Origin of the sequence: Burkholderia sp. HI2714, from assembly GCF_002223085.1 — a bacterium.
GTDB lineage: Bacteria > Pseudomonadota > Gammaproteobacteria > Burkholderiales > Burkholderiaceae > Burkholderia > Burkholderia lata_D.
In genome coordinates this window covers 257,574-278,744 of the sequence record NZ_NKFM01000021.1, presented here as the reverse complement: position 1 = coordinate 278,744, position 21,171 = coordinate 257,574, and the positions used below count along the sequence as shown (strand labels likewise).

20 protein-coding genes are annotated in these 21,171 nt (G+C 68.1%); 9 read left to right on the top strand and 11 right to left on the bottom strand.

The window, feature by feature from the left end; all coding sequences use genetic code 11:
- Positions 1 to 210: 210 nt before the first annotated feature.
- Both CFB82_RS11420 and CFB82_RS11415 read right to left on the bottom strand, forming a co-directional pair.
- Positions 211 to 1,761, bottom strand: a complete 1,551-nt coding sequence (locus CFB82_RS11420; RefSeq protein WP_089445881.1) for a DEAD/DEAH box helicase — start codon at positions 1,759 to 1,761, stop codon at positions 211 to 213.
- 363 nt (positions 1,762 to 2,124) lie between these two features.
- Complete coding sequence (locus tag CFB82_RS11415) at positions 2,125 to 2,394, bottom strand: acyl-CoA-binding protein (protein WP_011352486.1); 270 nt, start codon at positions 2,392 to 2,394, stop codon at positions 2,125 to 2,127.
- Positions 2,395 to 2,542: 148 nt separating this feature from the next.
- Between CFB82_RS11415 and tsaB the strand changes: the two genes are divergently transcribed.
- The 4 genes from tsaB to CFB82_RS11395 are packed head-to-tail and all read left to right on the top strand — an operon-like array spanning position 2,543 to position 5,793.
- The gene (gene tsaB / locus CFB82_RS11410; RefSeq protein WP_089484169.1) at positions 2,543 to 3,310 is read left to right on the top strand and encodes a tRNA (adenosine(37)-N6)-threonylcarbamoyltransferase complex dimerization subunit type 1 TsaB; all 768 of its coding nucleotides are present in this window, start codon (positions 2,543 to 2,545) and stop codon (positions 3,308 to 3,310) included.
- The gene (gene rimI, locus CFB82_RS11405) at positions 3,307 to 3,807 is read left to right on the top strand and encodes a ribosomal protein S18-alanine N-acetyltransferase (protein WP_069248297.1); all 501 of its coding nucleotides are present in this window, start codon (positions 3,307 to 3,309) and stop codon (positions 3,805 to 3,807) included. The genes tsaB and rimI overlap by 4 nt, the downstream gene beginning before the upstream one ends.
- The gene (locus tag CFB82_RS11400) at positions 3,794 to 4,831 is read left to right on the top strand and encodes a uracil-DNA glycosylase (protein WP_089484168.1); all 1,038 of its coding nucleotides are present in this window, start codon (positions 3,794 to 3,796) and stop codon (positions 4,829 to 4,831) included. The genes rimI and CFB82_RS11400 overlap by 14 nt, the downstream gene beginning before the upstream one ends.
- On the top strand, positions 4,828 to 5,793 hold the full coding sequence (locus CFB82_RS11395) for a DUF1853 family protein (protein WP_089484167.1): 966 nt from the start codon (positions 4,828 to 4,830) through the stop codon (positions 5,791 to 5,793). The genes CFB82_RS11400 and CFB82_RS11395 overlap by 4 nt, the downstream gene beginning before the upstream one ends.
- Before the next feature lie 18 nt (positions 5,794 to 5,811).
- Here CFB82_RS11395 and thiD read toward each other — a convergent pair whose 3' ends face one another.
- A complete protein-coding gene (gene thiD / locus CFB82_RS11390; protein WP_089484166.1) occupies positions 5,812 to 6,621 on the bottom strand; it encodes a bifunctional hydroxymethylpyrimidine kinase/phosphomethylpyrimidine kinase in 810 nt (269 codons plus the stop codon).
- Between the two features lie 58 nt (positions 6,622 to 6,679).
- The gene (lplT, locus tag CFB82_RS11385; RefSeq protein WP_069248293.1) at positions 6,680 to 7,987 is read right to left on the bottom strand and encodes a lysophospholipid transporter LplT; all 1,308 of its coding nucleotides are present in this window, start codon (positions 7,985 to 7,987) and stop codon (positions 6,680 to 6,682) included.
- 218 nt (positions 7,988 to 8,205) lie between these two features.
- On the opposite strand from lplT, the gene alr reads away from it, so the two are divergent.
- The 3 genes from alr (at position 8,206) to CFB82_RS11370 (ending at position 11,076) form a co-directional block, all read left to right on the top strand.
- Positions 8,206 to 9,276, top strand: coding sequence for an alanine racemase (alr, locus tag CFB82_RS11380; protein ID WP_089484165.1), 1,071 nt, complete (start codon positions 8,206 to 8,208; stop codon positions 9,274 to 9,276).
- 11 nt (positions 9,277 to 9,287) lie between these two features.
- The gene (radA, locus tag CFB82_RS11375; protein ID WP_069248291.1) at positions 9,288 to 10,664 is read left to right on the top strand and encodes a DNA repair protein RadA; all 1,377 of its coding nucleotides are present in this window, start codon (positions 9,288 to 9,290) and stop codon (positions 10,662 to 10,664) included.
- 145 nt (positions 10,665 to 10,809) lie between these two features.
- Positions 10,810 to 11,076 carry a DUF2866 domain-containing protein gene (locus CFB82_RS11370; protein WP_039342663.1) on the top strand — a complete coding sequence of 89 codons (267 nt, stop codon included), beginning with the start codon at positions 10,810 to 10,812 and terminating at the stop codon, positions 11,074 to 11,076.
- A gap of 194 nt (positions 11,077 to 11,270) precedes the next feature.
- Here the strand turns inward: CFB82_RS11370 and CFB82_RS11365 are convergent, their stop codons facing one another.
- Positions 11,271 to 13,202 (bottom strand): ATP-binding cassette domain-containing protein, encoded by a 1,932-nt coding sequence (locus CFB82_RS11365; RefSeq protein ID WP_089484164.1) that lies wholly within the window; start codon positions 13,200 to 13,202, stop codon positions 11,271 to 11,273.
- Between the two features lie 136 nt (positions 13,203 to 13,338).
- Here CFB82_RS11365 and CFB82_RS11360 point away from each other — a divergent pair, with 136 nt between their 5' ends.
- Positions 13,339 to 13,818, top strand: a complete 480-nt coding sequence (locus tag CFB82_RS11360) for a glutathione peroxidase (protein ID WP_089484163.1) — start codon at positions 13,339 to 13,341, stop codon at positions 13,816 to 13,818.
- 63 nt (positions 13,819 to 13,881) lie between these two features.
- Here CFB82_RS11360 and cls read toward each other — a convergent pair whose 3' ends face one another.
- The 6 genes from cls to dapC all read right to left on the bottom strand — a co-directional run bounded on the left by cls (position 13,882) and on the right by dapC (position 20,051).
- Positions 13,882 to 15,321, bottom strand: a complete 1,440-nt coding sequence (gene cls / locus CFB82_RS11355) for a cardiolipin synthase (RefSeq protein ID WP_089484162.1) — start codon at positions 15,319 to 15,321, stop codon at positions 13,882 to 13,884.
- Between the two features lie 108 nt (positions 15,322 to 15,429).
- The gene (gene prmB, locus CFB82_RS11350; protein WP_089445875.1) at positions 15,430 to 16,338 is read right to left on the bottom strand and encodes a 50S ribosomal protein L3 N(5)-glutamine methyltransferase; all 909 of its coding nucleotides are present in this window, start codon (positions 16,336 to 16,338) and stop codon (positions 15,430 to 15,432) included.
- Positions 16,339 to 16,349: 11 nt separating this feature from the next.
- A complete protein-coding gene (gene dapE, locus CFB82_RS11345; RefSeq protein WP_089484161.1) occupies positions 16,350 to 17,489 on the bottom strand; it encodes a succinyl-diaminopimelate desuccinylase in 1,140 nt (379 codons plus the stop codon).
- 90 nt (positions 17,490 to 17,579) lie between these two features.
- A complete protein-coding gene (locus CFB82_RS11340; protein ID WP_069248286.1) occupies positions 17,580 to 17,948 on the bottom strand; it encodes an ArsC family reductase in 369 nt (122 codons plus the stop codon).
- Complete coding sequence (gene dapD / locus CFB82_RS11335; RefSeq protein WP_006478479.1) at positions 17,948 to 18,775, bottom strand: 2,3,4,5-tetrahydropyridine-2,6-dicarboxylate N-succinyltransferase; 828 nt, start codon at positions 18,773 to 18,775, stop codon at positions 17,948 to 17,950. The genes CFB82_RS11340 and dapD overlap by 1 nt, the downstream gene beginning before the upstream one ends.
- 43 nt (positions 18,776 to 18,818) lie before the next feature.
- Positions 18,819 to 20,051, bottom strand: coding sequence for a succinyldiaminopimelate transaminase (gene dapC / locus CFB82_RS11330; protein WP_089484160.1), 1,233 nt, complete (start codon positions 20,049 to 20,051; stop codon positions 18,819 to 18,821).
- Positions 20,052 to 20,210: 159 nt separating this feature from the next.
- Here dapC and CFB82_RS11325 point away from each other — a divergent pair, with 159 nt between their 5' ends.
- Complete coding sequence (locus CFB82_RS11325; RefSeq protein WP_089484159.1) at positions 20,211 to 21,152, top strand: DMT family transporter; 942 nt, start codon at positions 20,211 to 20,213, stop codon at positions 21,150 to 21,152.
- Positions 21,153 to 21,171 lie beyond the last annotated feature (19 nt).

Below are 21,171 nucleotides of genomic sequence, written 5' to 3'. Positions count from 1 at the left end.
TTCGGGATAAGAAATGCTTTTTCCCATCCTGCAATCGCCCGTATTGTGCCGCGCAGCATGATTTTTTACGACACAAAAAAATTTTCCGTATCGTGAAATGTAGGGCGGGGCGAAAAAAAACCGGCGCGGATGCGCCGGTTGGCTGGATGGGCAGGGCGGTTATCCGCCGGTCTGCCCTCCGTGGGGCGGCCCATGGCCGCCCGTGCGTGCTTACGACGCGGAGTTGCTGCGACGCGGGCCGCCGCTGCGCTGGCCGTCGCGACGCGGGCCGCCGTCACGGCTGCCGCCCGGCTTGCCGCTCCAGCCGCCGCCATTGCCGCCGCCGTAGCTGCGGCCGTTGCCGTTACCGTTGCCGCCATAACCGCCGCCCGGCTTGCCGCCGAAACGACGACCGCCGTTGCCGCCGCCCGGACGGCCACGGCCACCGGTGCCGCCGTTGCGCGGGGGCGCCTTGCGCGGCTCGAAGCCTTCGATCACGTTGACCGGCAGCGGCGAGCGCACGAAGCGCTCGATGCGCTTGAGCGCGCCTTGCTCGGCGTGGTGCACGAGGCTCACTGCCGTGCCCGAACGGCCTGCACGGCCCGTACGGCCGATACGGTGCACGTAGTCTTCCGCGAACTTCGGCAGGTCGTAGTTGAACACGTGCGTGATGCCCGGGATGTCGATGCCGCGTGCCGCGACGTCGGTGGCCACCAGCACGCGCACACGGCGCTCGCGCAGCGCACGGATCGTGCGGTTACGCGCGCCCTGCGGCAGGTCGCCGTGCAGCGCGGCCGATTCGAAGCCTGCGTCGGCGAGACGGCCGGCGAGCTGGTCGGCGTCGATCTTGGTCGCCGTGAAGATGATCGCCTGGTCGAGCGCGTCGTCGCGCAGCAGGTGATCGAGCAGGCGATCCTTGTGGTCACGGTCGTCGACGTAGTGCACGGTCTGCGCGATGTTCGCGCGCGACTCGAGGCGCTGCTGGATCTCGATACGTTCCGGATCCTTGAGCAGGCGGCTCGTCAGCGAACCGATCTTGCCGTCGAGCGTGGCCGAGAACAGCATCGTCTGGCGCGACGCGGGGGTGGCGGCGACGATCGTTTCGATGTCGTCGATGAAACCCATGTCGAGCATGCGGTCGGCTTCGTCCAGCACGAGCATCTTCAGCTCGGACAGGTCGATGCGGCCACGCTCGAGGTGGTCGAGCAGACGGCCCGGCGTGGCGACCAGGATTTCCGGGTTCTTCGCGAGCAGCATCAGCTGCTGGCCGTAGGCGACGCCGCCGAGGATGCTGACCGTGCGCAGGCGCTTCAGGTGCTTGCCGTAGGTCGTTGCGGCCGTGGTGACCTGCATCGCGAGTTCACGGGTCGGCGTCAGCACGAGCAGGCCCGGGCGCGCGACGGGTTGCGGGCGGCGCGCGCGGCGGTCGCCCTGGTTCGGTTCGCGCGGCGCGCGCGGTTGCTGCGCCTGCGCCTTCTGGAGCTGCGCGAAACGTTCGATCGCGGGCAGCATGAATGCGGCGGTCTTGCCCGAACCGGTCGGGCTCGAGACCAGCAGGTCACGGCCGGCGATGCCGGCCGGAATCGCGCGCTGCTGGACCGGCGTCGGCTTCACATAGCCGGCGGCCTGCAGCGCGGAGACGATCTCCGGCGACAACCCGAGCGACGCGAAATTCGGCTCGTCCGACGCCGGTTCGACCGCGGCCGGTGCGGCGGCGTCGTCGAGACCGAGCGCCTGGTCGGCGATCGCGTTGAGCGGGCTGGAGTTGATGCTCGAAGTCATAACAATCCTTGAAACACAGTGGGTGAAACGTCGGCGCCAATCGCGCATACCCAAGTCGTCGGATTCAGCGAGCAAATCGGGAAACGGGGGTGCAATCCGCCGAACCGTCGGCGGATGAGGCATTAGAAGCTGTTTTGGGTGCGGCGCGCTTCAGGAGCGTGGCCGCCAGCCTGATAAGTGACGACCGTGAAGGTCGAAGCAGGAGGGGACAGGTTCTAAACCGGATTGGAGCTTAACGCTACGAGGCGCCAGGCCGGAACGGCTTGCGAGCCGAGCGCGGAAGATGACGCAGGCAGCATTATAAAGAGATTTGCTGCGCTGCGCCACTGATTTGATTGCCTATTGCGGCAGGGGGCGATTCGGTCAGGAAGCCGTGCCGTTCTTCAGCGATTCGACGAGTTCGATGTACTGCTGCTTCGCTGCATCCTGCGACGTGCCCTTTAGCGCATCCCATGCGTCGTACTTGTATTTGCCGACGATGTCGGTGAAGCCCGGCTTGTCGCCATGGGCGTCGCCGTCGGTCGCCTGCTTGAAGAGTGCGTACAGGCGTAGCAGGGTCAGGTTGCCCGGACGTTCCGTCAGTTGCTTGACGTCGATCTGGGCCTGGTCGAATTGGGCGGTGAGTTCGCTCATCGGGTGTCTCCGTAAGGGTTTCAGGTCGGGCGATCTTAACAAGCGGACCGCCGCGCGGGGTCGAGCGATCCTTCCAAACCGCCACCCGGTGCGGCGCGCACGCACGGATCGGGCCCGATCGCCCGTGGGAGCGGGGCGCCGCATTACAATGTCGCCCATGACGCAAACAGTGCTCCTCGCCATCGATACGTCGACCGAATACTGCTCGGTCGCGCTGCTGCGCTCGGCCCACGCCGATGACGCCGTTTCCACCCCGCAAACCTGGGTCCGCCACGAGCTGACGGGCGCCGTGTCGAGCAACCGCGTGCTGCCGGCCATCCAGGACCTTTTCGCCGAATCGGGGCTGACGCTCGCCGATTGCGACGCGATCGCGTTCGGTTCAGGCCCCGGCTCGTTCACGGGCCTGCGTACCGCGACAGGCATCACCCAGGGTCTCGCGTTCGGGCGCGGGCTGCCGGTCGTGCCGATCGGCACGCTGCTCGCGTGCGCCGAGCACGCACGGCTGCGCGCGCCCGGCACGACCCGCGTGCTGGCCGCGCTGGATGCGCGGATGGACGAAGCCTACTGGGCGGATTTCGCGTGGGACGACAGCACCGGCGACTGGCGCACGCTGCATCCGGCTTCGCTCGATGCGCCGGGCGCCGTCGGCGTGCCCGATGCACCGTTCACGCTCGCGGGCAATGCGGCCGCCGCGTTCGGCGCGCAGTTGCCGGCTGCGGCGCACGCGGCCGTGATCGACGGCGATGCGATGCCGCATGCGCTGGCGGTCGCCCATGCCGCCCTGCGTGCATTCCGCGCCGGCCGTGCGGTGCCCGCCGACCAGGCCGCGCCGGAGTACGTGCGCGACAAGGTCGCGCAGACCACCGCCGAGCGCGTTGCGGCACGGGCCGCGCAGACGGGTGGAGCGAAGGGATGACGGGCGTCCTGCTGAGCGACCGCTATCTGGCGCCGATGACGGATGCCGATCTCGACGAGGTCGTCGCGATCGAGCACGTCGCGTACGAATTCCCGTGGAGCCGCGGCAATTTCGAGGATTCGTTGCGCAACGGCTATCTGGGCGTGTGCCTGCGGCACGTGACGGGTTCGTTGATCGGCTATTGCGTGCTGATGCCCGTGGTCGACGAGATGCACCTGCTGAACCTGTGCGTCGCGCCGGCCGCGCAGTGCGCGGGCGCGGGCCTGGCGCTGCTGCGCGAGGCCGTGCGCATTTCGCGCGCGGAAGGGCTCGACGGCGTGCTGCTCGAGGTGCGGCCGTCCAATCTGCGCGCGATCCATCTGTACGAGCGTTTCGGCTTCTTGACGATCGGCCGGCGCAAGAATTATTACCCGGCGAAGCATCGCAGCCGCGAGGACGCGATCGTGATGCGTCTGACGCTGAACAAGGACAAAGGGGACGCGCATGGCATGGGCTGAAGCGGCGCTCGAGGAAATGGGCCTCGCGCAGATCTGGGTGCGGCGCGGGCAAAGCGCGGATGAAGGCACGGCCGAGGGCGCGGCAGCCGAAGCGCACACCGCCGCGCAAACCGGTGCCGTGGACGCCACACCGGCCGTCGCGACCGAGCGACCTGCGCGGACCGCGCGTACGCCGGTGCAGGGCGACGCACCGCCGGCGGTGGCGCGAAGCGTCGATGCGTCGCCGGCTCGCGAGCCGGCCGCCGCCCCGTCGCGCCGCGTCGACGATGGCGATCGCGCGCCTGCACCGGTCATGCCGGTCGCGTCGACCGACACGATGCCGCCGATGGACGACATGCCGCCTGCCGGACCCGACGATTTCGCGTGGTTCGATGCGGCGCCGCCGGGCGATCCCATGCCGGTGGCCGAATCGCGCCCCGTCGGTACGCCGGTTGCCGCGCTCGACTGGGATGTGCTGGCCGCGCGCGTGGCCGACTGCACGCTGTGCGGTCTGTGCGAGAAGCGGACCAACACCGTGTTCGGCGTCGGCGACCGCGAAGCGGACTGGATGCTGATCGGCGAAGCGCCGGGCGAGAACGAGGACAAGCAGGGCGAGCCGTTCGTCGGCCAGGCCGGCAAGCTGCTCGACAACATGCTGCACTCGCTGTCGCTCAAGCGCGGCGACAACGTGTACATCGCGAACGTGATCAAGTGCCGGCCGCCCGGCAACCGCAATCCCGAGCCGGACGAGGTCGCGAGCTGCGAGCCGTATCTGCAGCGCCAGGTCGCGCTCGTGAAGCCGAAGCTGATCGTCGCGCTCGGCCGCTTCGCCGCGCAGACGCTGCTGAAGACGGACGCGAGCATTGCGTCGCTGCGCGGCCGCGTGCATGCGTACGAAGGCGTGCCGGTGATCGTGACCTACCATCCGGCATACCTGCTGCGCAGCCTGCCGGACAAGTCGAAGGCGTGGGCCGACCTGTGCCTCGCGCGCGACACGTTCCAGCGCGCAGAAGGCGGCGACGCGAACGGGCCGGCCGGACAATGACGACCGGCGCGGCGTTCGCATTCGTCGATACGCTGCACGACGTCGCGGTTCGGGATCTGGGCTGGCTGCTGGCCAGCCCGAGCCTGCTGACCGCGGTGCCGGACGCGCCGCTGGCGCGCCCGTGGCTGGATGCAGCCGGACAGTCGGCCGTCGAAGCATGGCTCGCCGCGCTCGATGCGCAGCCCGAGCCGCTGCATCGCGCGCTCGACGGCTTCCGGCCGACCCGGCTCGGCCGCTACGCCGAATGCCTGCTCGAGTATTTCCTGACGCACGGGCCGTCGCTGCGGCTCGTCGCGGCCAATCTGCCGCTGCGCAGCAACGGCAAGACGCTCGGCGAAGTCGATTTTCTCGTCGATGCACCGGACGGGCAGCGCCTGCACTGGGAACTCGCGGTGAAGTGCTACCTGTGCGCACCGGTGCAAGCCGGCGCATCGCTTGCCGATTTCGTCGGCCCCAACCTCGTCGACCGGTTCGACCGCAAGCGCAGCCGGTTACTCGAGCACCAGCTGCGGCTCGGCGATCGCGACGGGTTTGCGCGGCTCGGCTACGGCGCGCCGTCCGATGCGCAGATGTTCATCAAGGGCTGGTTGTTCTACCCGTACGGCGCGCCGCTGCCGCCGGTGTCCGCGGAAATCGCGCCGGATCACCCGCACGGTTTCTGGCTGACGCACGCGCAGTGGCCGGCCTGGGCGGCCGCCCAGCGTGCCGGCGTCGCATGGAGCGTGTTGCCGCGGCTTGCGTGGCTGGCGCCGCGACGGGCTGCCGCCGGTAGCGGATTCGAACCCGAAACGCTGGCGGCCACGCTGGACCTGCCGCCGGTGTTGACGACGCGCGAGGCGCCCGCGCTGATCGGCATCCATGAAAAGGGCAGTGACGGCACGTGGCGCGAAACGGCGCGCGGCTTCGTCGTGCCGGACGACTGGCCGGTACGCGCCCAGGCGTTCGCGGCGCAGGATCACTGACGCCGCGCCAGCCGGCGCTCACCACCAGCGATGGAAGTGATGGACGGGGCCGACGCCGTGGCCGACGTCGAGGTGGCCGCTCGCGGCGATCGCGCCGGTCAGGTAGGTCTTGGCTTCGCGCACCGCGCTTTCGAGGTCGGGCTGCTGCGGCAGCAGCGCGGCGATCGCCGACGACAACGTACAACCCGTGCCATGCGTGTTGCTGACCGGCACGCGTGCGCCGTCGAGCCGCACCGTGCGGGTCGCTTCGACGAGCCAGTCGGGGCTCGCTGACGCGTCCGGCAGGTGGCCGCCTTTCATCAGCACGGCGCGCGCGCCCGTCCGTAACAATGCCTGACCTTGCCGGACCATGTCGGGTTCTGTGGTTGCGGGCACATCGTTCAGCAGCGCGGCCGCTTCGGGCAGGTTCGGCGTCACGACCGTCGCGAGCGGCAGCAGCGCCTCGCGCAACGCGTCGACGGCATCGGGCGCGAGCAGCGCGTGCGCGCTCTTCGAGATCATCACCGTGTCGAGCACGACGAAGCGCGGCGTATAGCGCCGCAGCGCGTCGGCGACCGCGTGCACGATCGCCGCATTCGCGAGCATCCCGATCTTGACCGCATCGATGCGGATATCGCCGAACACCGCATCGAGTTGCGCGGTCACGAACGCCGCGTCCGGCGCATGCACGCCCGTCACGCCGCGCGTGTTCTGCGCGGTCAGCGCGGTGATCACGCTCGCGCCATACGCGCCGAGCGCGGAAAAGGTCTTCAGGTCGGCCTGGATGCCTGCGCCGCCGCCCGAATCGGAGCCGGCGATCGTCAGGATGTTGGGTATCGGGTGCGTCATGAGGGCAACGCGCCGGTTCGAGGACCGGCGCCAGCGGACGGAAACGGGAAGTGTAGCGTCAGTGCCGCGATTCGCCGATCAGCGCGACCGAGTCGAACTGGCGCTGGTTTGCCTGGTGCCGGCGCATCACGAGCCACATCGTCAGGCAGACGAACGTGCCGAACAGCACGATCACGACGCCGACCGGCACGTCGAGCCATACGAGCACCGCATACAGGCACAGCATCACGAGCACCGACAGGTTCTCGTTGAAGTTCTGCACCGCGATAGAGTGGCCGGCCGACAGCAGCACGTGGCCGCGATGCTGCAGCAGCGCGTTCATCGGAACGACGAAGTAGCCGGACAATGCGCCGACGCACATCAGGAAGATGTACGCGATGATCAGGTACACGGGCATGCGCAGGTGGCCGATGTGCACGGCCCAGTTCGACGGGAACAGGTCGCGCGTGTAGAACGCCATCAGCATCACCGCGATGCCCATGATGATGCCGACGGGCAGCACGGTCAGCGACTTCTTCAACGGGATTCGGGCGGCAGCAGCGATTGCGCCGGCCGCGACGCCCACGGCAACCACGGCCTGCAGGATCGCGCCTTCCGACAGCGACATGCCGAGCGACACTTCAGCCCACTTCAGCACGATGAACTGCAGCGTCGCGCCCGCGCCCCAGAACAGCGTCGTGACCGCCAGCGAGATCTGGCCGAGCTTGTCGCGCCACAGCACCATGAAGCAGTCGGCGAAATCCGTAAGGAGCTTGACCGGGCCGCGTTCCTGCTTCGGGTAGCGGGCGCCCGTATCGGGGATGCGCAGGTTGAACAGCGCGGCGATCACGTAGATCGCCATGATGATCGCCATCGCCGCTTCGGCGGGCGTGCCGATCCAGGCTGGCGTGTGCGCGATCACGTGCGACGCGATGTGCGGGCTGATCAGCGCACCGCCGAGCACGGTGCCGAGAATGATCGAGCTGACGGTCGTGCCTTCGATCCAGCCGTTCGCGGCGACCAGCCGGTCGGCCGGCAGCAGCTCGGTGAGGATGCCGTATTTCGCGGGCGAGTAGGCCGCCGCGCCGAAGCCGACGATCCCGTACGCAATCAACGGGTGGGCGCCGAACAGCATGATCATGCAGCCGACGACCTTGATCGAGTTGGTGATGAACATCACGCGGCCCTTCGGGCGCGAATCCGCGAAGGCGCCGACATAGGCCGCCAGCACCACATAGGACAACACGAAGAACAGCTTCAACAGCGGTGTCATCCAGTTGGGGGCGTGGAGGTCTTTCAGCAGGGCGATGGCGGCGATGAGGAGCGCATTGTCGGCCAGCGACGAGAAAAACTGCGCGGCCATGATGGTGTAAAAACCTTTTTTCATCTGATGCGATGCTTTCGTCGCTGCGGCAGGGCCGCGTAGGCCGCCTGGTATGCGATCGGCTTATTCCGTTCGAAATGGGTTGTGCGCACGGCTTTATAACATGAAAATACGCCAATTCGGACTAGCAAGATTCCCCGATCGTTCCGCAAATTGTCGGCTTCAGTGCTCAAAAGGCGCGGTAAGCTGATGATTCGCAAGCGTCTTTACGTAAATTTCCCATGCCGCGCCCGATCTCCGCCACCATCCATACCGCCGCTCTCGCGAACAATCTCTCCGTCGTCCGCCGCTTTGCCGGCCCGTCCAAGGTCTGGGCGGTCGTCAAGGCCAACGCGTACGGTCACGGTCTCGCGCGTGTGTTTCCCGGCCTGCGCGGCACCGACGGCTTCGGCCTGCTCGACCTCGACGAGGCCGTCAAGCTGCGCGAGCTCGGCTGGGCCGGCCCGATCCTGCTGCTCGAAGGGTTCTTCCGCTCGACCGACATCGACGTGATCGACCGCTACAGCCTGACGACGACCATCCACAACGACGAGCAGATGCGGATGCTGGAAACGGCGCGGCTGTCGAAGCCCGTCAACGTGCAGCTCAAGATGAACAGCGGGATGAACCGGCTCGGCTACCAGCCGGAAAAATACCGCGCCGCTTGGGAGCGCGCCCGCGCGTGCCCCGGCATCGGCCAGATCACGTTGATGACCCATTTTTCGGATGCGGACAACGAGCGCGGCGTCGCCGAGCAGCTCGCGACGTTCGAGCGCGGCGCGGAAAGCATCGCCGGCACGCGCAGCCTCGCGAACTCCGCGGCCGTGCTGTGGCATCCGGACACGCACTTCGACTGGGTGCGCCCGGGGATCGTGCTGTACGGCGCGTCGCCGTCCGGGCTGTCGTCCGACATCGCCGATACCGGGCTGAAGCCCGCGATGACGCTTGCGTCCGAGCTGATCGCGGTGCAGACGATCGGGAAGGGCCAGGCGATCGGCTATGGCTCGACGTTCTCCGCGCAGGCGCCGATGCGGATCGGCGTGGTCGCGTGCGGTTACGCGGACGGCTATCCGCGGGTCGCGCCCGAAGGCACGCCGGTGATCGTCGACGGCATCCGCACGCGGATCGTCGGTCGCGTATCGATGGACATGATCACCGTCGACCTGACCCCGTGCCCGCAGGCTGGCGTCGGCGCGCGCGTCGAGCTGTGGGGCAACGCGCTGCCGATCGACGACGTCGCCCGCCATTGCGGCACGATCGGCTACGAGCTGATGTGCGCGGTCGCCGGCCGCGTGCCCGTGCGCGCGGAATAAGGGCGTCGCGCGTGGCCAAACAGAAAACCGTATACGTCTGCAGCGAGTGCGGCGGACAGACCCCGAAGTGGCAGGGCCAATGCCCGTCGTGCCAGGCCTGGAACACGCTGGTTGAATCGGCCGCCGAGGCGCCGTCGGCCCACCGTTTCCAGTCGCTCGCCAAGCGGGCGCCCGTCCAGCGTCTCGTCGACATCGAAGCGGCCGACGTGCCGCGCTTCTCGACCGGCATCGGCGAATTCGACCGCGTGCTCGGCGGCGGGCTGGTTCCGGGCGGCGTCGTGCTGATCGGCGGCGATCCGGGCATCGGCAAGTCGACGCTGCTGCTGCAGTCGCTCGCGGACATCGCGAGCGAGCGGCGCGCGCTCTATATCAGCGGTGAGGAGTCGGCCGCGCAGATCGCGTTGCGCGCACAACGGCTTGCGCTGCTCGACGGCGGTGCGGCGGCGGATGAACTGAAGCTGCTCGCCGAGATCCAGCTCGAGAAGATCCAGGCCGCAATCGACACGGAACGGCCGGACGTGGCCGTGATCGACTCGATCCAGACCGTCTATTCGGAAGCGCTCACGTCGGCGCCGGGCTCGGTCGCGCAGGTGCGCGAGTGCGCGGCGCAGCTCACGCGCATCGCGAAGCAGTCGGGCACCGCGATCATCATGGTCGGGCACGTGACGAAGGAGGGCAACCTGGCCGGCCCGCGCGTGCTCGAGCACATCGTCGACACCGTGCTGTACTTCGAAGGCGACACGCATTCGTCGTTCCGGCTCGTGCGCGCGTTCAAGAACCGCTTCGGTGCGGTCAACGAGCTCGGCGTGTTCGCGATGACCGAGCGCGGGCTGCGCGGCGTGGCCAACCCGTCCGCGCTGTTCCTGTCGCAGCACGAGCAGGTCGTGCCCGGCTCGTGCGTGCTCGTCACGCAGGAAGGCACGCGCCCGCTGCTCGTCGAAATCCAGGCGCTCGTCGATACGGCGCACGTGCCGAACCCGCGCCGGCTCGCGGTCGGCCTCGAGCAGAACCGGCTCGCGATGCTGCTCGCGGTGCTGCACCGGCACGCGGGCATCGCGGCCTTCGACCAGGACGTGTTCCTCAACGCGGTGGGCGGCGTGAAGATCACCGAGCCGGCCGCCGACCTCGCGGTGCTGCTGGCGATCCATTCGTCGATGCGCAACAAGGCGTTGCCGAAGGGGCTGATCGTGTTCGGCGAAGTCGGGCTGGCGGGCGAGATCCGGCCGTCGCCGCGCGGGCAGGAACGGCTGCGCGAAGCCGCGAAGCTCGGTTTCACGTCCGCGCTGATTCCGAAGGCGAATGCGCCGAAGCAGCCGATCGAAGGGCTGAACGTGATGGCCGTCGATCGGCTCGAACAGGCGATCGACCGCGTGCGCGATCTCGAGTGACCGGCCCGGAAGGCGCCCGGCCATGCGTGCGGGCGATCTGTCGCGTAATTCGTTGTAAAGAATATGTAGGCTTCTGTAACCCGACGGACATCGCTTTTCCCTATCCTTTGCCGGATTGTCGAACCGCGCAATGCGAAGGGATCCTATGTTGAAATCGTATGGGGAAGCGCCGAGCGGACGCCTTTACAACCTGCGTGGCTGCCGCGTGTCGGAGCCGATTCGCCAGCCCTGGGGCGGCGGATGCCGGATCGTCGAATGGATCGACGACGAGGGGCGCCTGGCGCGCAAGGTCGTGTCCGAGGACGTGACGGAAGCGGAAGTCGCTGCGGCGATCCGGCGGCCAACCGAAGGGCGCCGGCACCTGATGGGCGACGACGAGCAGATGCCGCGTGACACGTTGCCGCGACGCTGAGCCGGCAACGCGGCGAATCGGGTGACTGCGGTAATGAATGAACAGGCCGGGCCGGCGCGCCCGGCCTTGTCGTATCTGGGCCCGCCCACGGCCCGATGGTCTGCCGAGGTACTGCGATGCCGAGGTGTCGCGGCGCGGAGCCAGTCGGCACGCCGGGCTGGCCGGCGTATCGGTTGGCCGTGCCGCGACGGCGGTCAGCCGATCTGCTCGAGTTCTTCCTGCGCGGCGAGCCAGTCGGCCTCGACCGTTTCGAGACGCGTGTTGACGTCCCCGAGCTTGCGGATCGCATCGGTCAGTTCCGTCTTGCGCTCGGCCTCGTAGCTCGCCGGATCGGCGACGAATGCGTCGAGGCGCGCCTTCTCCGCGTGCAGCGTCTCCATTTCCTTTTCGAGCTTCGTGATGCGCGTCTGCAGCGGCTTTTTCAGCACCGACAGGCGCTGCCGTTCCTCGGCGGCCTGACGCTTCTGGTCCTTGCGGTTGGCCGCGGCACCCGCGCCCGCCGACGCCGCGCTGTCGGCCTTCGCGGCGGCGCGTTGCTCGGCCGCGTGCTGCAGCAGCCAGTCACGGTAGTCGTCGAGGTCGCCGTCGAACGGCTGCAGCCGGTGCTTCGCGACCAGCATGAACTGGTCGGTCGTCGCGCGCAGCAGGTGGCGGTCGTGCGAGACGAGGATCAGCGTGCCTTCGAACTGCGCGAGCGCCATCGTCAACGCATGGCGGGTTTCGAGGTCGAGGTGGTTGGTCGGTTCGTCGAGCAGCAGCAGGTTCGGCTTCTGCCAGATGATCAGCGCGAGCGCGAGGCGTGCCTTTTCACCGCCCGAAAACGGCCCGACCGGGGTGGTCGCCATGTCGCCCGAGAAGTTGAAGCCGCCGAGGAAGTCCCGCAGCTCCTGTTCGCGCGTGTCGGGCGCGAGCCGTGCCAGATGCGCGAGCGGGGAATCATCTTCGCGCAGCGTTTCGAGCTGGTGCTGCGCGAAATAGCCGATCGTCAGCCCCTTGCCGTCGCGGACGTGCCCCGACAGCGGCGCGAGCGTGCCGGCCAGCGTCTTGATCAGCGTGGACTTGCCCTGGCCGTTCGCACCGAGCAGGCCGATGCGCTGGCCGTTCTGGATCGACAGCGCGACGCGCTCGACGATCGGGATTTCCGCTCCGCCGTCGGCGTGGTAGCCGCAGCGAACGTCTTCCATCACCATCATCGGGTTCGGCGCGGCATCGGGCGTGCGGAATTCGAACGTGAATGGCGACGCGATGTGCGCGGGCGCGATCAGCTCCATCTTCTCCAGCGCCTTCATCCGGCTCTGCGCCTGCTTGGCCTTGGTCGCCTTGGCCTTGAAGCGGTCGACGAAGCTCTGCAGGTGTTCGATCGTCTTCTGCTGTTTTTCGTACGCGCTTTGCTGCAGCGCCAGTTGCTGCGCGCGCAGCACTTCGAACTGCGAGTAGTTGCCGCCGTAGCGCTTCACCTGGCGGTTTTCCAGATGCAGCGTGACATTGCAGATCGAATCGAGGAATTCGCGGTCGTGCGAAATCACGACGAGCGTGCCGGGGTAGCGGTGCAGCCAATCCTCGAGCCAGACGATCGCGTCGAGGTCGAGGTGGTTCGTCGGTTCGTCGAGCAGCAGCAGGTCGGAGCGGCACATCAGCGCCTGCGCGAGGTTCAGGCGCATGCGCCAGCCGCCGGAGAAGCTGGCGACGGATTCGCGCGTCTGCGCGAGCGTGAAGCCGAGGCCGAGCAGCAGCGCCTCGGCGCGGGCGGGCGCGGTGTAGCCGTCGGCGTCGGCGAACGCCGCGTGCGCGTCGGCTTCGGCGGCGCCGTCATGCGCGGCGGAGGCGGCGGCGATGCGGGCCTCGATCTCGCGCAGCGCGGCGTCGCCGTCGAGCGTGTAGTCGAGCGCCGAGCGGTCGACCGCGGGCGTTTCCTGCGACACATGGGCGATCCGCCACGACGGCGGCATCGAGAAATCGCCGCCGTCCGAGTGCAGCTCGCCGCGCAGGACCGAGAACAGGGTCGACTTGCCGGCGCCGTTCGCGCCGATCAGGCCGGCTTTCTCGCCGGGATTGAGCACGAAGGAGGTCGACTCGAACAGCGGCTTGGTGCCGCGCGCAAGACTGAACTGATTGAAACGGATCACGGCGGAAATGACTGGCCAAAACCGCTATTCTAGACTGCGCGCCGCTCGCGCCGGGCATTGGCCGTTCGGCGGATGCCGCAACGGGGCAATTTCGCCTAGACTCCACGTCGATCCGGTTTCGTAAAAGGAGTGCCCGATGTCCACCCTGTATTCGTTCAGCGCAGAGACGCTTGCCGGCGCGCCGGCGTCGCTCGATGCGTATCGCGGCAAGGTGCTGCTGATCGTCAACACCGCGAGCGAGTGTGGTTTCACACCGCAGTACGCTGGCCTGCAGAAGTTGTACGACCAGTACGCGGCACGCGGCTTCTATGTGCTCGGCTTCCCGTGCAACCAGTTCGGCAAGCAGGAGCCCGGCGACGCCACACAGATCGGCGCGTTCTGCGAGCGCAATTACGGCGTCACGTTCCCGATGTTCGCGAAGATCGACGTGAAGGGCGACCATGCGCATCCGCTGTACCGCTACCTGACCGACGAGGCGCCCGGCATTCTCGGCCTCAAGGCGATCAAGTGGAATTTCACGAAATTCCTGGTCGATCGCGAAGGGTGCATCGTCAAGCGCTACGCGCCGTCGACCAAGCCGGAGGAAATCGCCGCGGATATCGACAAGCTGCTGTGACAGCTGCCGGCGGCGTTCACGGCGTCGGTGCGGGTCGCACGGGCGCCGCCGCCGTCCCGGCCGTTAGAGGATCGGTGCGAACAGTCGCGCGACGTGCATCGCGATGCGCCGCCAGGCGCGCGATTGGCGGTATTCGCTCGCATCGACCTCGTACGCCTGCGCGAAATCGGCATCGAGCATCGTCTCGACCTCGTCGGCGAACGTGCGATCGACGGTCAGCACCATGATCTCGAAATTGAGGCGGAACGAACGGTTGTCGAGATTCGCGCTGCCGATCGCCGCCGCGATGCGGTCGATCAGCACGACCTTCTGGTGCAGGAAGCCGGGCCGGTAGCGGAACACCTTGACGCCCGCATCGACCAGGTCGCGCGCGTACAGCTTCGACGCCTCGAATACCACGTAGTGATCGCGCCGGCTCGGGATCAGGATGCGCACGTCGACGCCGCGCATCACGGCGAGCTTCAGCGCGGAGATCACGGCTTCGTCGGGGACAAGGTACGGTGTGGTGATCCAGACCCGCTCGCGCGCGGCGTTGATTGCCTCGACGAAGAACAGCGAGCCCGTCTCCTGCTTGTCGGCCGGCCCCATCGGCACCGCGAGGCAATGCATGTTGTCGCCGGGCAGTGCGGGCGGCGGCAGCGCGAGCGGCGGCAGCTTCTGCGTTGCCCAGTGCCAGTCTTCGGCGAACACGTACTGGATGCTCGCGACCACCGGGCCGCGGATCTCGATGTGCGTGTCGCGCCACGGCGACAGGCGCGCCTTCGCGCCGAGATATTCGACGCCGATGTTGTGGCCGCCGACGAACGCACGATTGCCGTCGACGACGACGATCTTGCGGTGGTTGCGGAAGTTGAGCTGGAAGCGGTTGACGAACTTCCGGTTGGTCGCGAACGGGTGGACCTCCACGCCGCCCCGGCGCAGCGTGTCGACGTAGCTGTGCGGCAGGTCGAAGCTGCCGATGCTGTCGTACAGCAGGCAGCAGCGCACGCCGGCTGCCGCACGCGCGAGCAGCGAGTCGCGCATCATCCGGCCGAGTGCATCGTCGCGCACGATGAAGAACTGCACCACCACGTAGTCGCGCGCGGCGTCGATGGCCGCCAGGATCGCCGAGAACGTCGCGTCGCCGTTCACGAGCGTGCGCACCGAATTACCGCCGAGGAACGGCATGCCGCCGAGCCGCGTGAGCGCGAGCACCGCGGCCTGGCCGATTGCGTCGGCGGCCGGCCCGTCGGTCGCGTCGGTGCTGAGCCAGGGCGAGCGCGGTGTGTGCATGCGCAACATTTCCAGCTCGTGGCGCCGGGCGTCGACGTAGCCGGAGAACTTGCTGCGGCCGAGGAACAGGTACGGAATGAGCGTCAGGTACGGCATGGCCGCGAGCGAGACGGCCCACGCGATCGCGCCTTGAGACGTGCGCGTATTCATGATCGCGTGGAATGCCGCGACGATCCCGAGCACGTGGATGGTCAGGATCAGGGTGCCGAGATGTAGCCAGTCGAGGGTCATGGGCGCGTGACGGACTCCTGAGGTCGTGCGGCCGGGCGGCCGCCTACGCGCATCTTACCCAACCGTGCGGCGCAACGGTGCACCGCACGGTGGGCGAGCCGGGAAGGCTCAGGCCTTGCGGGGCAAGTCCGACGCCTGGATCAGGAACACGGCGTCGTCGCCCGCGCTGGTGGGCAGCCACGTGAGCTCGAGGCCGCCGAACGCGGCTTCGACGTGTTCGCGCTCGTTGCCGATCTCGACGACGAGCACGCCGTCGTCGTGCAGCCAGCGATGGGCCTCGGCGACGATACGTCGCACGATGTCCATCCCGTCATCGCCACCCGCGAGCGCCATCTCCGGCTCGTGCCGGTACTCGGGCGGCAGCGCGGCCATCGACGACGCGTTCACGTACGGCGGGTTCGTCAGGATCACGTCATAGCGCGAGCCCGGATCGGTGCGGAACGCGGGCAGCGGCGCGTAGAGGTCGCCGCGGTGCAGCGCGACGCGGTCTTCGAGGCCGTAGTCGCGTACGTTGATCTCGGCGACTTCGAGCGCCTTGTCGGACAGGTCGACCGCGTCGATCTCGGCGTTCGGGAACGCGCTCGCCGCGAGGATCGCGAGGCAACCGGAGCCCGTGCACAGTTCGAGCACCGCGCCGACCTGCTCGGGGTCGGCGACGTACGGCTGCAGCCCGTCGTCGAGCAGTTCGCCGATGAACGAGCGCGGCACGATCACGCGTTCGTCGACGTAGAAGCGGTGGCCGTGCATCCACGCTTCATGCGTGAGGTACGCGGCCGGCACGCGGTCGGTCGCACGCCGTTCGATCACGGCGAGCACGGCCGCGATTTCGTCGGGCAGCAGCCGCGCGTCGAGGAACGGCTCGAGCGTGTCGAGCGGCAGGTCGAGCGTGCGCAGCACGAGGTAGGCCGCTTCGTCGTATGCATTGTCGGAGCCGTGGCCGAACGCGAGCTTCGCCTTCGAGAAGCGCGTGACCGCGTAGCGCAGCAGGTCGCGAACAGTGGCAAAAGGTGTCGTCATGCGAGGCTCCATCAGGCGATCAGTTGTTCGAGCACGCGGCGGTACACGTTCTTCAGCGGGTCGACGAAGCGCACTTCGATGTGCTCGTCGATCTTGTGGATGCTGCCGTTCGGCGGGCCGAACTCGATCACCTGCGGGCAGATGCGCGCGATGAAACGGCCGTCCGACGTGCCGCCCGTGGTCGACAGCTCGGTCGTGATGCCGGTCTCGGCGCGGATCGCGTTTTCCAGTGCGCCCGACAGCTCGCCGCGCGGCGTGAGGAACGGCAGGCCGCTCACCGACCACTTCAGCGTGTATTCGAGGCCGTGCTTGTCGAGGATCGCGTGCACGCGTGCCTGCAGGCCCTCGACCGTGCTGGCGGTCGAGAAGCGGAAGTTGAACAGCAGGTCGGCGTGGCCGGGAATCACGTTGGTCGCGCCGGTGCCGGCGTGCAGGTTCGACACCTGCCAGGTGGTCGGCGGGAAGTATTCGTTGCCTTCGTCCCACTGCTCGGCGGCGAGCTCGGCGAGCGCCGGCGCGAGCAGGTGGATCGGGTTCTTCGCGAGGTGCGGATACGCGATGTGGCCCTGCACGCCCTTGACGACGAGTTCGCCCGACATCGAGCCGCGGCGGCCGTTCTTCACGACGTCGCCGAGCTCGGCGGTCGACGTCGGCTCGCCGACGATGCAGTAGTCCATGCGTTCGCCGCGCGCTTCGAGCAGCTCGACGACCTTCACGGTGCCGTCGGTGGCGGGGCCTTCCTCGTCGCTCGTGATCAGGAACGCGATCGTGCCGCGGTGGCCGGGATGGGCCGCGACGAATTCCTCGGACGCGACGACGAACGCCGCGAGCGACGTCTTCATGTCGGCCGCGCCGCGGCCGTACAGCTTGCCGTCGCGATGGGCGGGGATGAACGGCGGCGAGCTCCACTGCTCGAGCGGGCCGGTCGGCACGACGTCGGTGTGGCCCGCGAACGCGAGCAGCTTGCCGTCGCGGCCGTCGGTGCCGCGCTTGACGGCCCACAGGTTGGTCACGCCGTGCGACGCGATGGTCTCGCATTCGAAGCCGAGCGCCGCGAGGCGCTCGGTCATGATCTGCTGGCAATGCTGGTCGTCGGGCGTCACGGACGCGCGGGCGATCAGCTGTTCGGTAAGGGCTAGGGTGGCGGACATGGTTCGGACCACTTTCGATAAAAAATGCCGGCGCGGTGGCCGGCAGCGACAAGACGTCGGGCTGCGCTGACAGGCGCAGCGCGGGCAGCCCTATGCGGCAAACAGCGCCGCGTATTGATCGGCCACGAAGCCGAGCGATTTCACGCGGCCGTTGACCACCAGCACGGGGCGCTTGATGACCGACGGCTTGTGGATCATCAGCGCGACCGCGCCGGCCTTCGTTTCGGCGGCCGCCTTCATCGCGTCGTCCAGGCCGCGCCACGTCGTGCCGCGCTTGTTGACGAGCGCGTCGAGCGACACGTCCTTCAGCCAGTCCTCGACGAGCGGTGCGCTGACACCGAGCTTCTTGAAGTCGTGAAACTCGAATTCGACGCCGTGATCGTCGAGCCACACGCGGGCCTTCTTCACAGTGTCGCAGTTCGGAATGCCGTAGACGACCACGGTGTGCGGCTTCGCCATCAGTCGCCTCGCAGCAGCTCGTTCAGGCCGACCTTCGCGCGCGTCTTCGCGTCGACCTTCTTGACGATCACCGCGCAGTACAGGCTGTGCGAGCCATCCTTCGACGGCAGGTTGCCGGCGACGACGACCGAGCCGGCCGGGATGCGGCCGTAGCTGACTTCGCCCGTCTCGCGGTCGTAGATCTTCGTGCTTTGGCCGAGGTACACGCCCATCGAGATCACCGAGTTTTCCTCGACGATCACGCCTTCGACGACTTCCGAGCGCGCGCCGATGAAACAGTTGTCTTCGATGATGACCGGGTTCGCCTGCAGCGGCTCGAGCACGCCGCCGATGCCGACGCCGCCCGACAGGTGCACGTTCTTGCCGATCTGCGCGCACGAACCGACCGTTGCCCACGTGTCGACCATCGTGCCTTCGTCGACGTACGCGCCGATGTTGGTGTACGACGGCATCAGCACGACGTTCTTCGCGATGAACGAGCCGCGGCGCGCGATGGCCGGCGGGACGACGCGGAAGCCGCCCGCGGCGAAATCTTCGGCGGTGTAGTTCGCGAACTTCGACGGGACCTTGTCGTAGAACTGCGAGTAGCCGCCGGCGGGCATCGGCGCGTTGTCCTCCAGGCGGAACGACAGCAGCACGGCCTTCTTCAGCCACTGGTGCACGGTCCAGTTGCCGTCGATCTTCTCGGCCACGCGCAGCGCGCCTTTGTCGAGCTGCTCGATCGCGTGCGCGACGGCTTCGCGGACGTCGGCCGGTGCGGCCTTCGGCGACAGCTCGGCGCGGTTTTCCCAGGCGGTATCGATGATTTGCTGAAGTTGTTGCGACATGTTCGTTTTCGCAGGAGATGGATGGAATTGATCGGATGAACGATTACCGCGCGAGAGAGCGGCAGAAATCGACGATGCGTTGCGCGCCCTCGACGCATTCGGGGGTGCCCGCGACGAGCGCGATCCGGATGAAATCGCGGCCCGGATTCGTGCCGTGCGCATCGCGCGCCAGGTACGAGCCGGGCAGAACCGTCACATTATAGTCGGCGTACAGGCGGCGGGCGAACTCGGTGTCCGACAGCCCGGTGCGCGACACGTTGGCCCACAGGTAGAACGCCGCGTCGGGCAGCTTCACGTCGATCACGTCGGCGAGCATCGGCGTGACGGTATTGAACTTCTGCAGGTACAGCGCGCGGTTCTCGCGCACGTGCGCCTCGTCGTTCCACGCGGCGATGCTCGCGTGCTGCCAGACCGGCGACAGCGCCGCGCCGTGGTACGTGCGGTACAGCAGGAATTGCTTCAGCAGCGCCGCGTCGCCGGCGACGAAGCCCGAGCGCATGCCCGGCACGTTCGAGCGCTTCGACAGGCTCGACAGCATCACGAGGCGCTCGAAGCCGCGGCCGAGGCGGTGCGCGGCCTCGAGGCCGCCGAGCGGCGGCGCCGCTTCGTCGAAATAGATTTCCGAGTAGCACTCGTCGGACGCGATCACGAAACCGTGGCGGTCGGACAGCGCGAACAGCTCGCGCCAGTCGTCGAGCGTCAGCACGGCGCCCGTCGGGTTACCCGGCGAGCACACGTACAGCAGCTGCGTGCGCGCCCAGACTTCGTCCGGCACGGACGCGTAGTCGCACGCGAAGTTGCGGGCCGGGTCGCTGTTCGCGAAATAGGGTTCGGCACCGGCCAGCAGCGCCGCGCCCTCGTAAATTTGATAGAAAGGATTCGGACAGAGTACGATCGCCTTCTCGCCCTGTTCGGCCGGGCGTGCGTCGATCACCGTCTGCGCAAGCGAGAACAGCGCCTCGCGCGACCCCGACACGGGCAGCACCTGCGTGGCCGGATCGATGGCCGGCAGCCCGTAGCGGCGCTCGAGCCAGTGCGCGATCGACGTGCGCAGCGCGTCCGAACCGGCGGTGGCCGGGTACGACGCGAGACCGTCGAGCGCGGCCACCACGGCGTCGCGGATCAGCGCCGGGGTCGCATGTTTGGGCTCGCCGATGCCGAAGCTGATCGGTTTGAGGGCGCCGGAGGGCGTCACGTCCTTGAACAGGGCGCGCAGCTTTTCGAAGGGATAGGGCTGGAGCGAGTCGAGTCGAGGGTTCACGGGCGAAGCGGCCATCGCGGCCGGTTGGAGCGAAAGAAGCGGCGGGCGCGCCGCGCGGCTGCGAACGGGCGCCGATGGCGCGCGGGTCGCAACGGACGATTATAGCGTGACGAAATGCGGTCACGGCCTGCCGGAACGGCGGCCGGGCCGGTCGAATAAAGGGTATCGGACCAAATGAATAACGCGGTACGCGGCAGCCTGCCGACGCTGGCCATCCTGATCGGTGCATCGGTATGGGGCCTGATCTGGTATCCGCTGCGGATCCTGGCGTCGCTCGGCGTGACGGGCACGCTGGCGAGCGCGCTGACGAGCCTCGTCGCCTTCCTGTTCGTGATCGTCGCGCGCCATCGCACGATCGCGACGCTGCGCTGGCACTGGGTGCTGCCCGGCATCGCGGTGACGGCCGGCGTGACGAACCTCGGGTTCGTGTGGGGCACGATCCACGGCGAAGTGCTGCGCGTGATGCTGCTGTTCTACCTGACCCCCGCATGGACCGCGATCTACGCGCACTTCCTGCTGCGCGAGCGGCTGACCTGGGCCGGCGCGGGGCTCGCGGCGCTGTCGATCGGCGGCGCGATGCTGATGCTGTGGTCGCCGGCGCTCGGCCTGCCGCTGCCGGCCACCCCGGCCGAATGGGCGGGTCTCGCGGCCGGGTTGAGCTTTGCGATGAGCAACGTGCTAGTGATCAAGGCGAGCCGCGAGCTGCCGGAGATGCGCGCCGAGATGCGTACCGCGACGCTGTTCGGCGGCGCGGCGGTGTTCGGCGCGATCGCGTCGCTGTTCGAGGGGATACCGGCCGCGCCGGCGGGCGGCCACCTCGGCACGGCCGCGCTGATCATCGTCGCGATCGGCGTGACGATGGCGTCGAACAACCTGCTCGTGCAATACGGGCTGGCGCGCGTGCCGGCGAACCGCGCGTCGATCATCATGCTGTTCGAGATCGTGATCACCGCGCTGTCGGCATGGGTGTTCGCGAACGAGCTGCCGACCGCGCGCGAGTGGGCGGGCGGCGCCTGCATCGTGCTGGCGACGCTGCTGTCGAGCCGGGTCCATCGTGCCGCGCCGGCACCGGACAAACCGGGCGACGGTCGGGACGGCGCACGCGCGATGGTATGATGGAAGCCGTTTGCGGGGC

Excerpts from the sequence above, each read along its gene's own strand:
- prmB (WP_089445875.1), bottom strand. The coding sequence starts at position 16,338 with ATGACGACACCTTTTGCCACTGTTCGCGACCTGCTGCGCTACGCGGTC.
- CFB82_RS11360 (WP_089484163.1), top strand. The coding sequence starts at position 13,339 with ATGTCCACCCTGTATTCGTTCAGCGCAGAGACGCTTGCCGGCGCGCCG.
- lplT (WP_069248293.1), bottom strand. The coding sequence starts at position 7,987 with ATGAAAAAAGGTTTTTACACCATCATGGCCGCGCAGTTTTTCTCGTCG.
- CFB82_RS11325 (WP_089484159.1), top strand. The coding sequence starts at position 20,211 with ATGAATAACGCGGTACGCGGCAGCCTGCCGACGCTGGCCATCCTGATC.
- CFB82_RS11415 (WP_011352486.1), bottom strand. The coding sequence starts at position 2,394 with ATGAGCGAACTCACCGCCCAATTCGACCAGGCCCAGATCGACGTCAAG.
- cls (WP_089484162.1), bottom strand. The coding sequence starts at position 15,321 with ATGACCCTCGACTGGCTACATCTCGGCACCCTGATCCTGACCATCCAC.
- rimI (WP_069248297.1), top strand. The coding sequence starts at position 3,307 with ATGACGGGCGTCCTGCTGAGCGACCGCTATCTGGCGCCGATGACGGAT.
- dapC (WP_089484160.1), bottom strand. The coding sequence starts at position 20,051 with ATGGCCGCTTCGCCCGTGAACCCTCGACTCGACTCGCTCCAGCCCTAT.
- thiD (WP_089484166.1), bottom strand. The coding sequence starts at position 6,621 with ATGACGCACCCGATACCCAACATCCTGACGATCGCCGGCTCCGATTCG.
- CFB82_RS11395 (WP_089484167.1), top strand. The coding sequence starts at position 4,828 with ATGACGACCGGCGCGGCGTTCGCATTCGTCGATACGCTGCACGACGTC.
- CFB82_RS11340 (WP_069248286.1), bottom strand. The coding sequence starts at position 17,948 with ATGGCGAAGCCGCACACCGTGGTCGTCTACGGCATTCCGAACTGCGAC.
- dapE (WP_089484161.1), bottom strand. The coding sequence starts at position 17,489 with ATGTCCGCCACCCTAGCCCTTACCGAACAGCTGATCGCCCGCGCGTCC.
- alr (WP_089484165.1), top strand. The coding sequence starts at position 8,206 with ATGCCGCGCCCGATCTCCGCCACCATCCATACCGCCGCTCTCGCGAAC.
- dapD (WP_006478479.1), bottom strand. The coding sequence starts at position 18,775 with ATGTCGCAACAACTTCAGCAAATCATCGATACCGCCTGGGAAAACCGC.
- CFB82_RS11370 (WP_039342663.1), top strand. The coding sequence starts at position 10,810 with ATGTTGAAATCGTATGGGGAAGCGCCGAGCGGACGCCTTTACAACCTG.
- CFB82_RS11420 (WP_089445881.1), bottom strand. The coding sequence starts at position 1,761 with ATGACTTCGAGCATCAACTCCAGCCCGCTCAACGCGATCGCCGACCAG.
- tsaB (WP_089484169.1), top strand. The coding sequence starts at position 2,543 with ATGTCGCCCATGACGCAAACAGTGCTCCTCGCCATCGATACGTCGACC.
- CFB82_RS11400 (WP_089484168.1), top strand. The coding sequence starts at position 3,794 with ATGGCATGGGCTGAAGCGGCGCTCGAGGAAATGGGCCTCGCGCAGATC.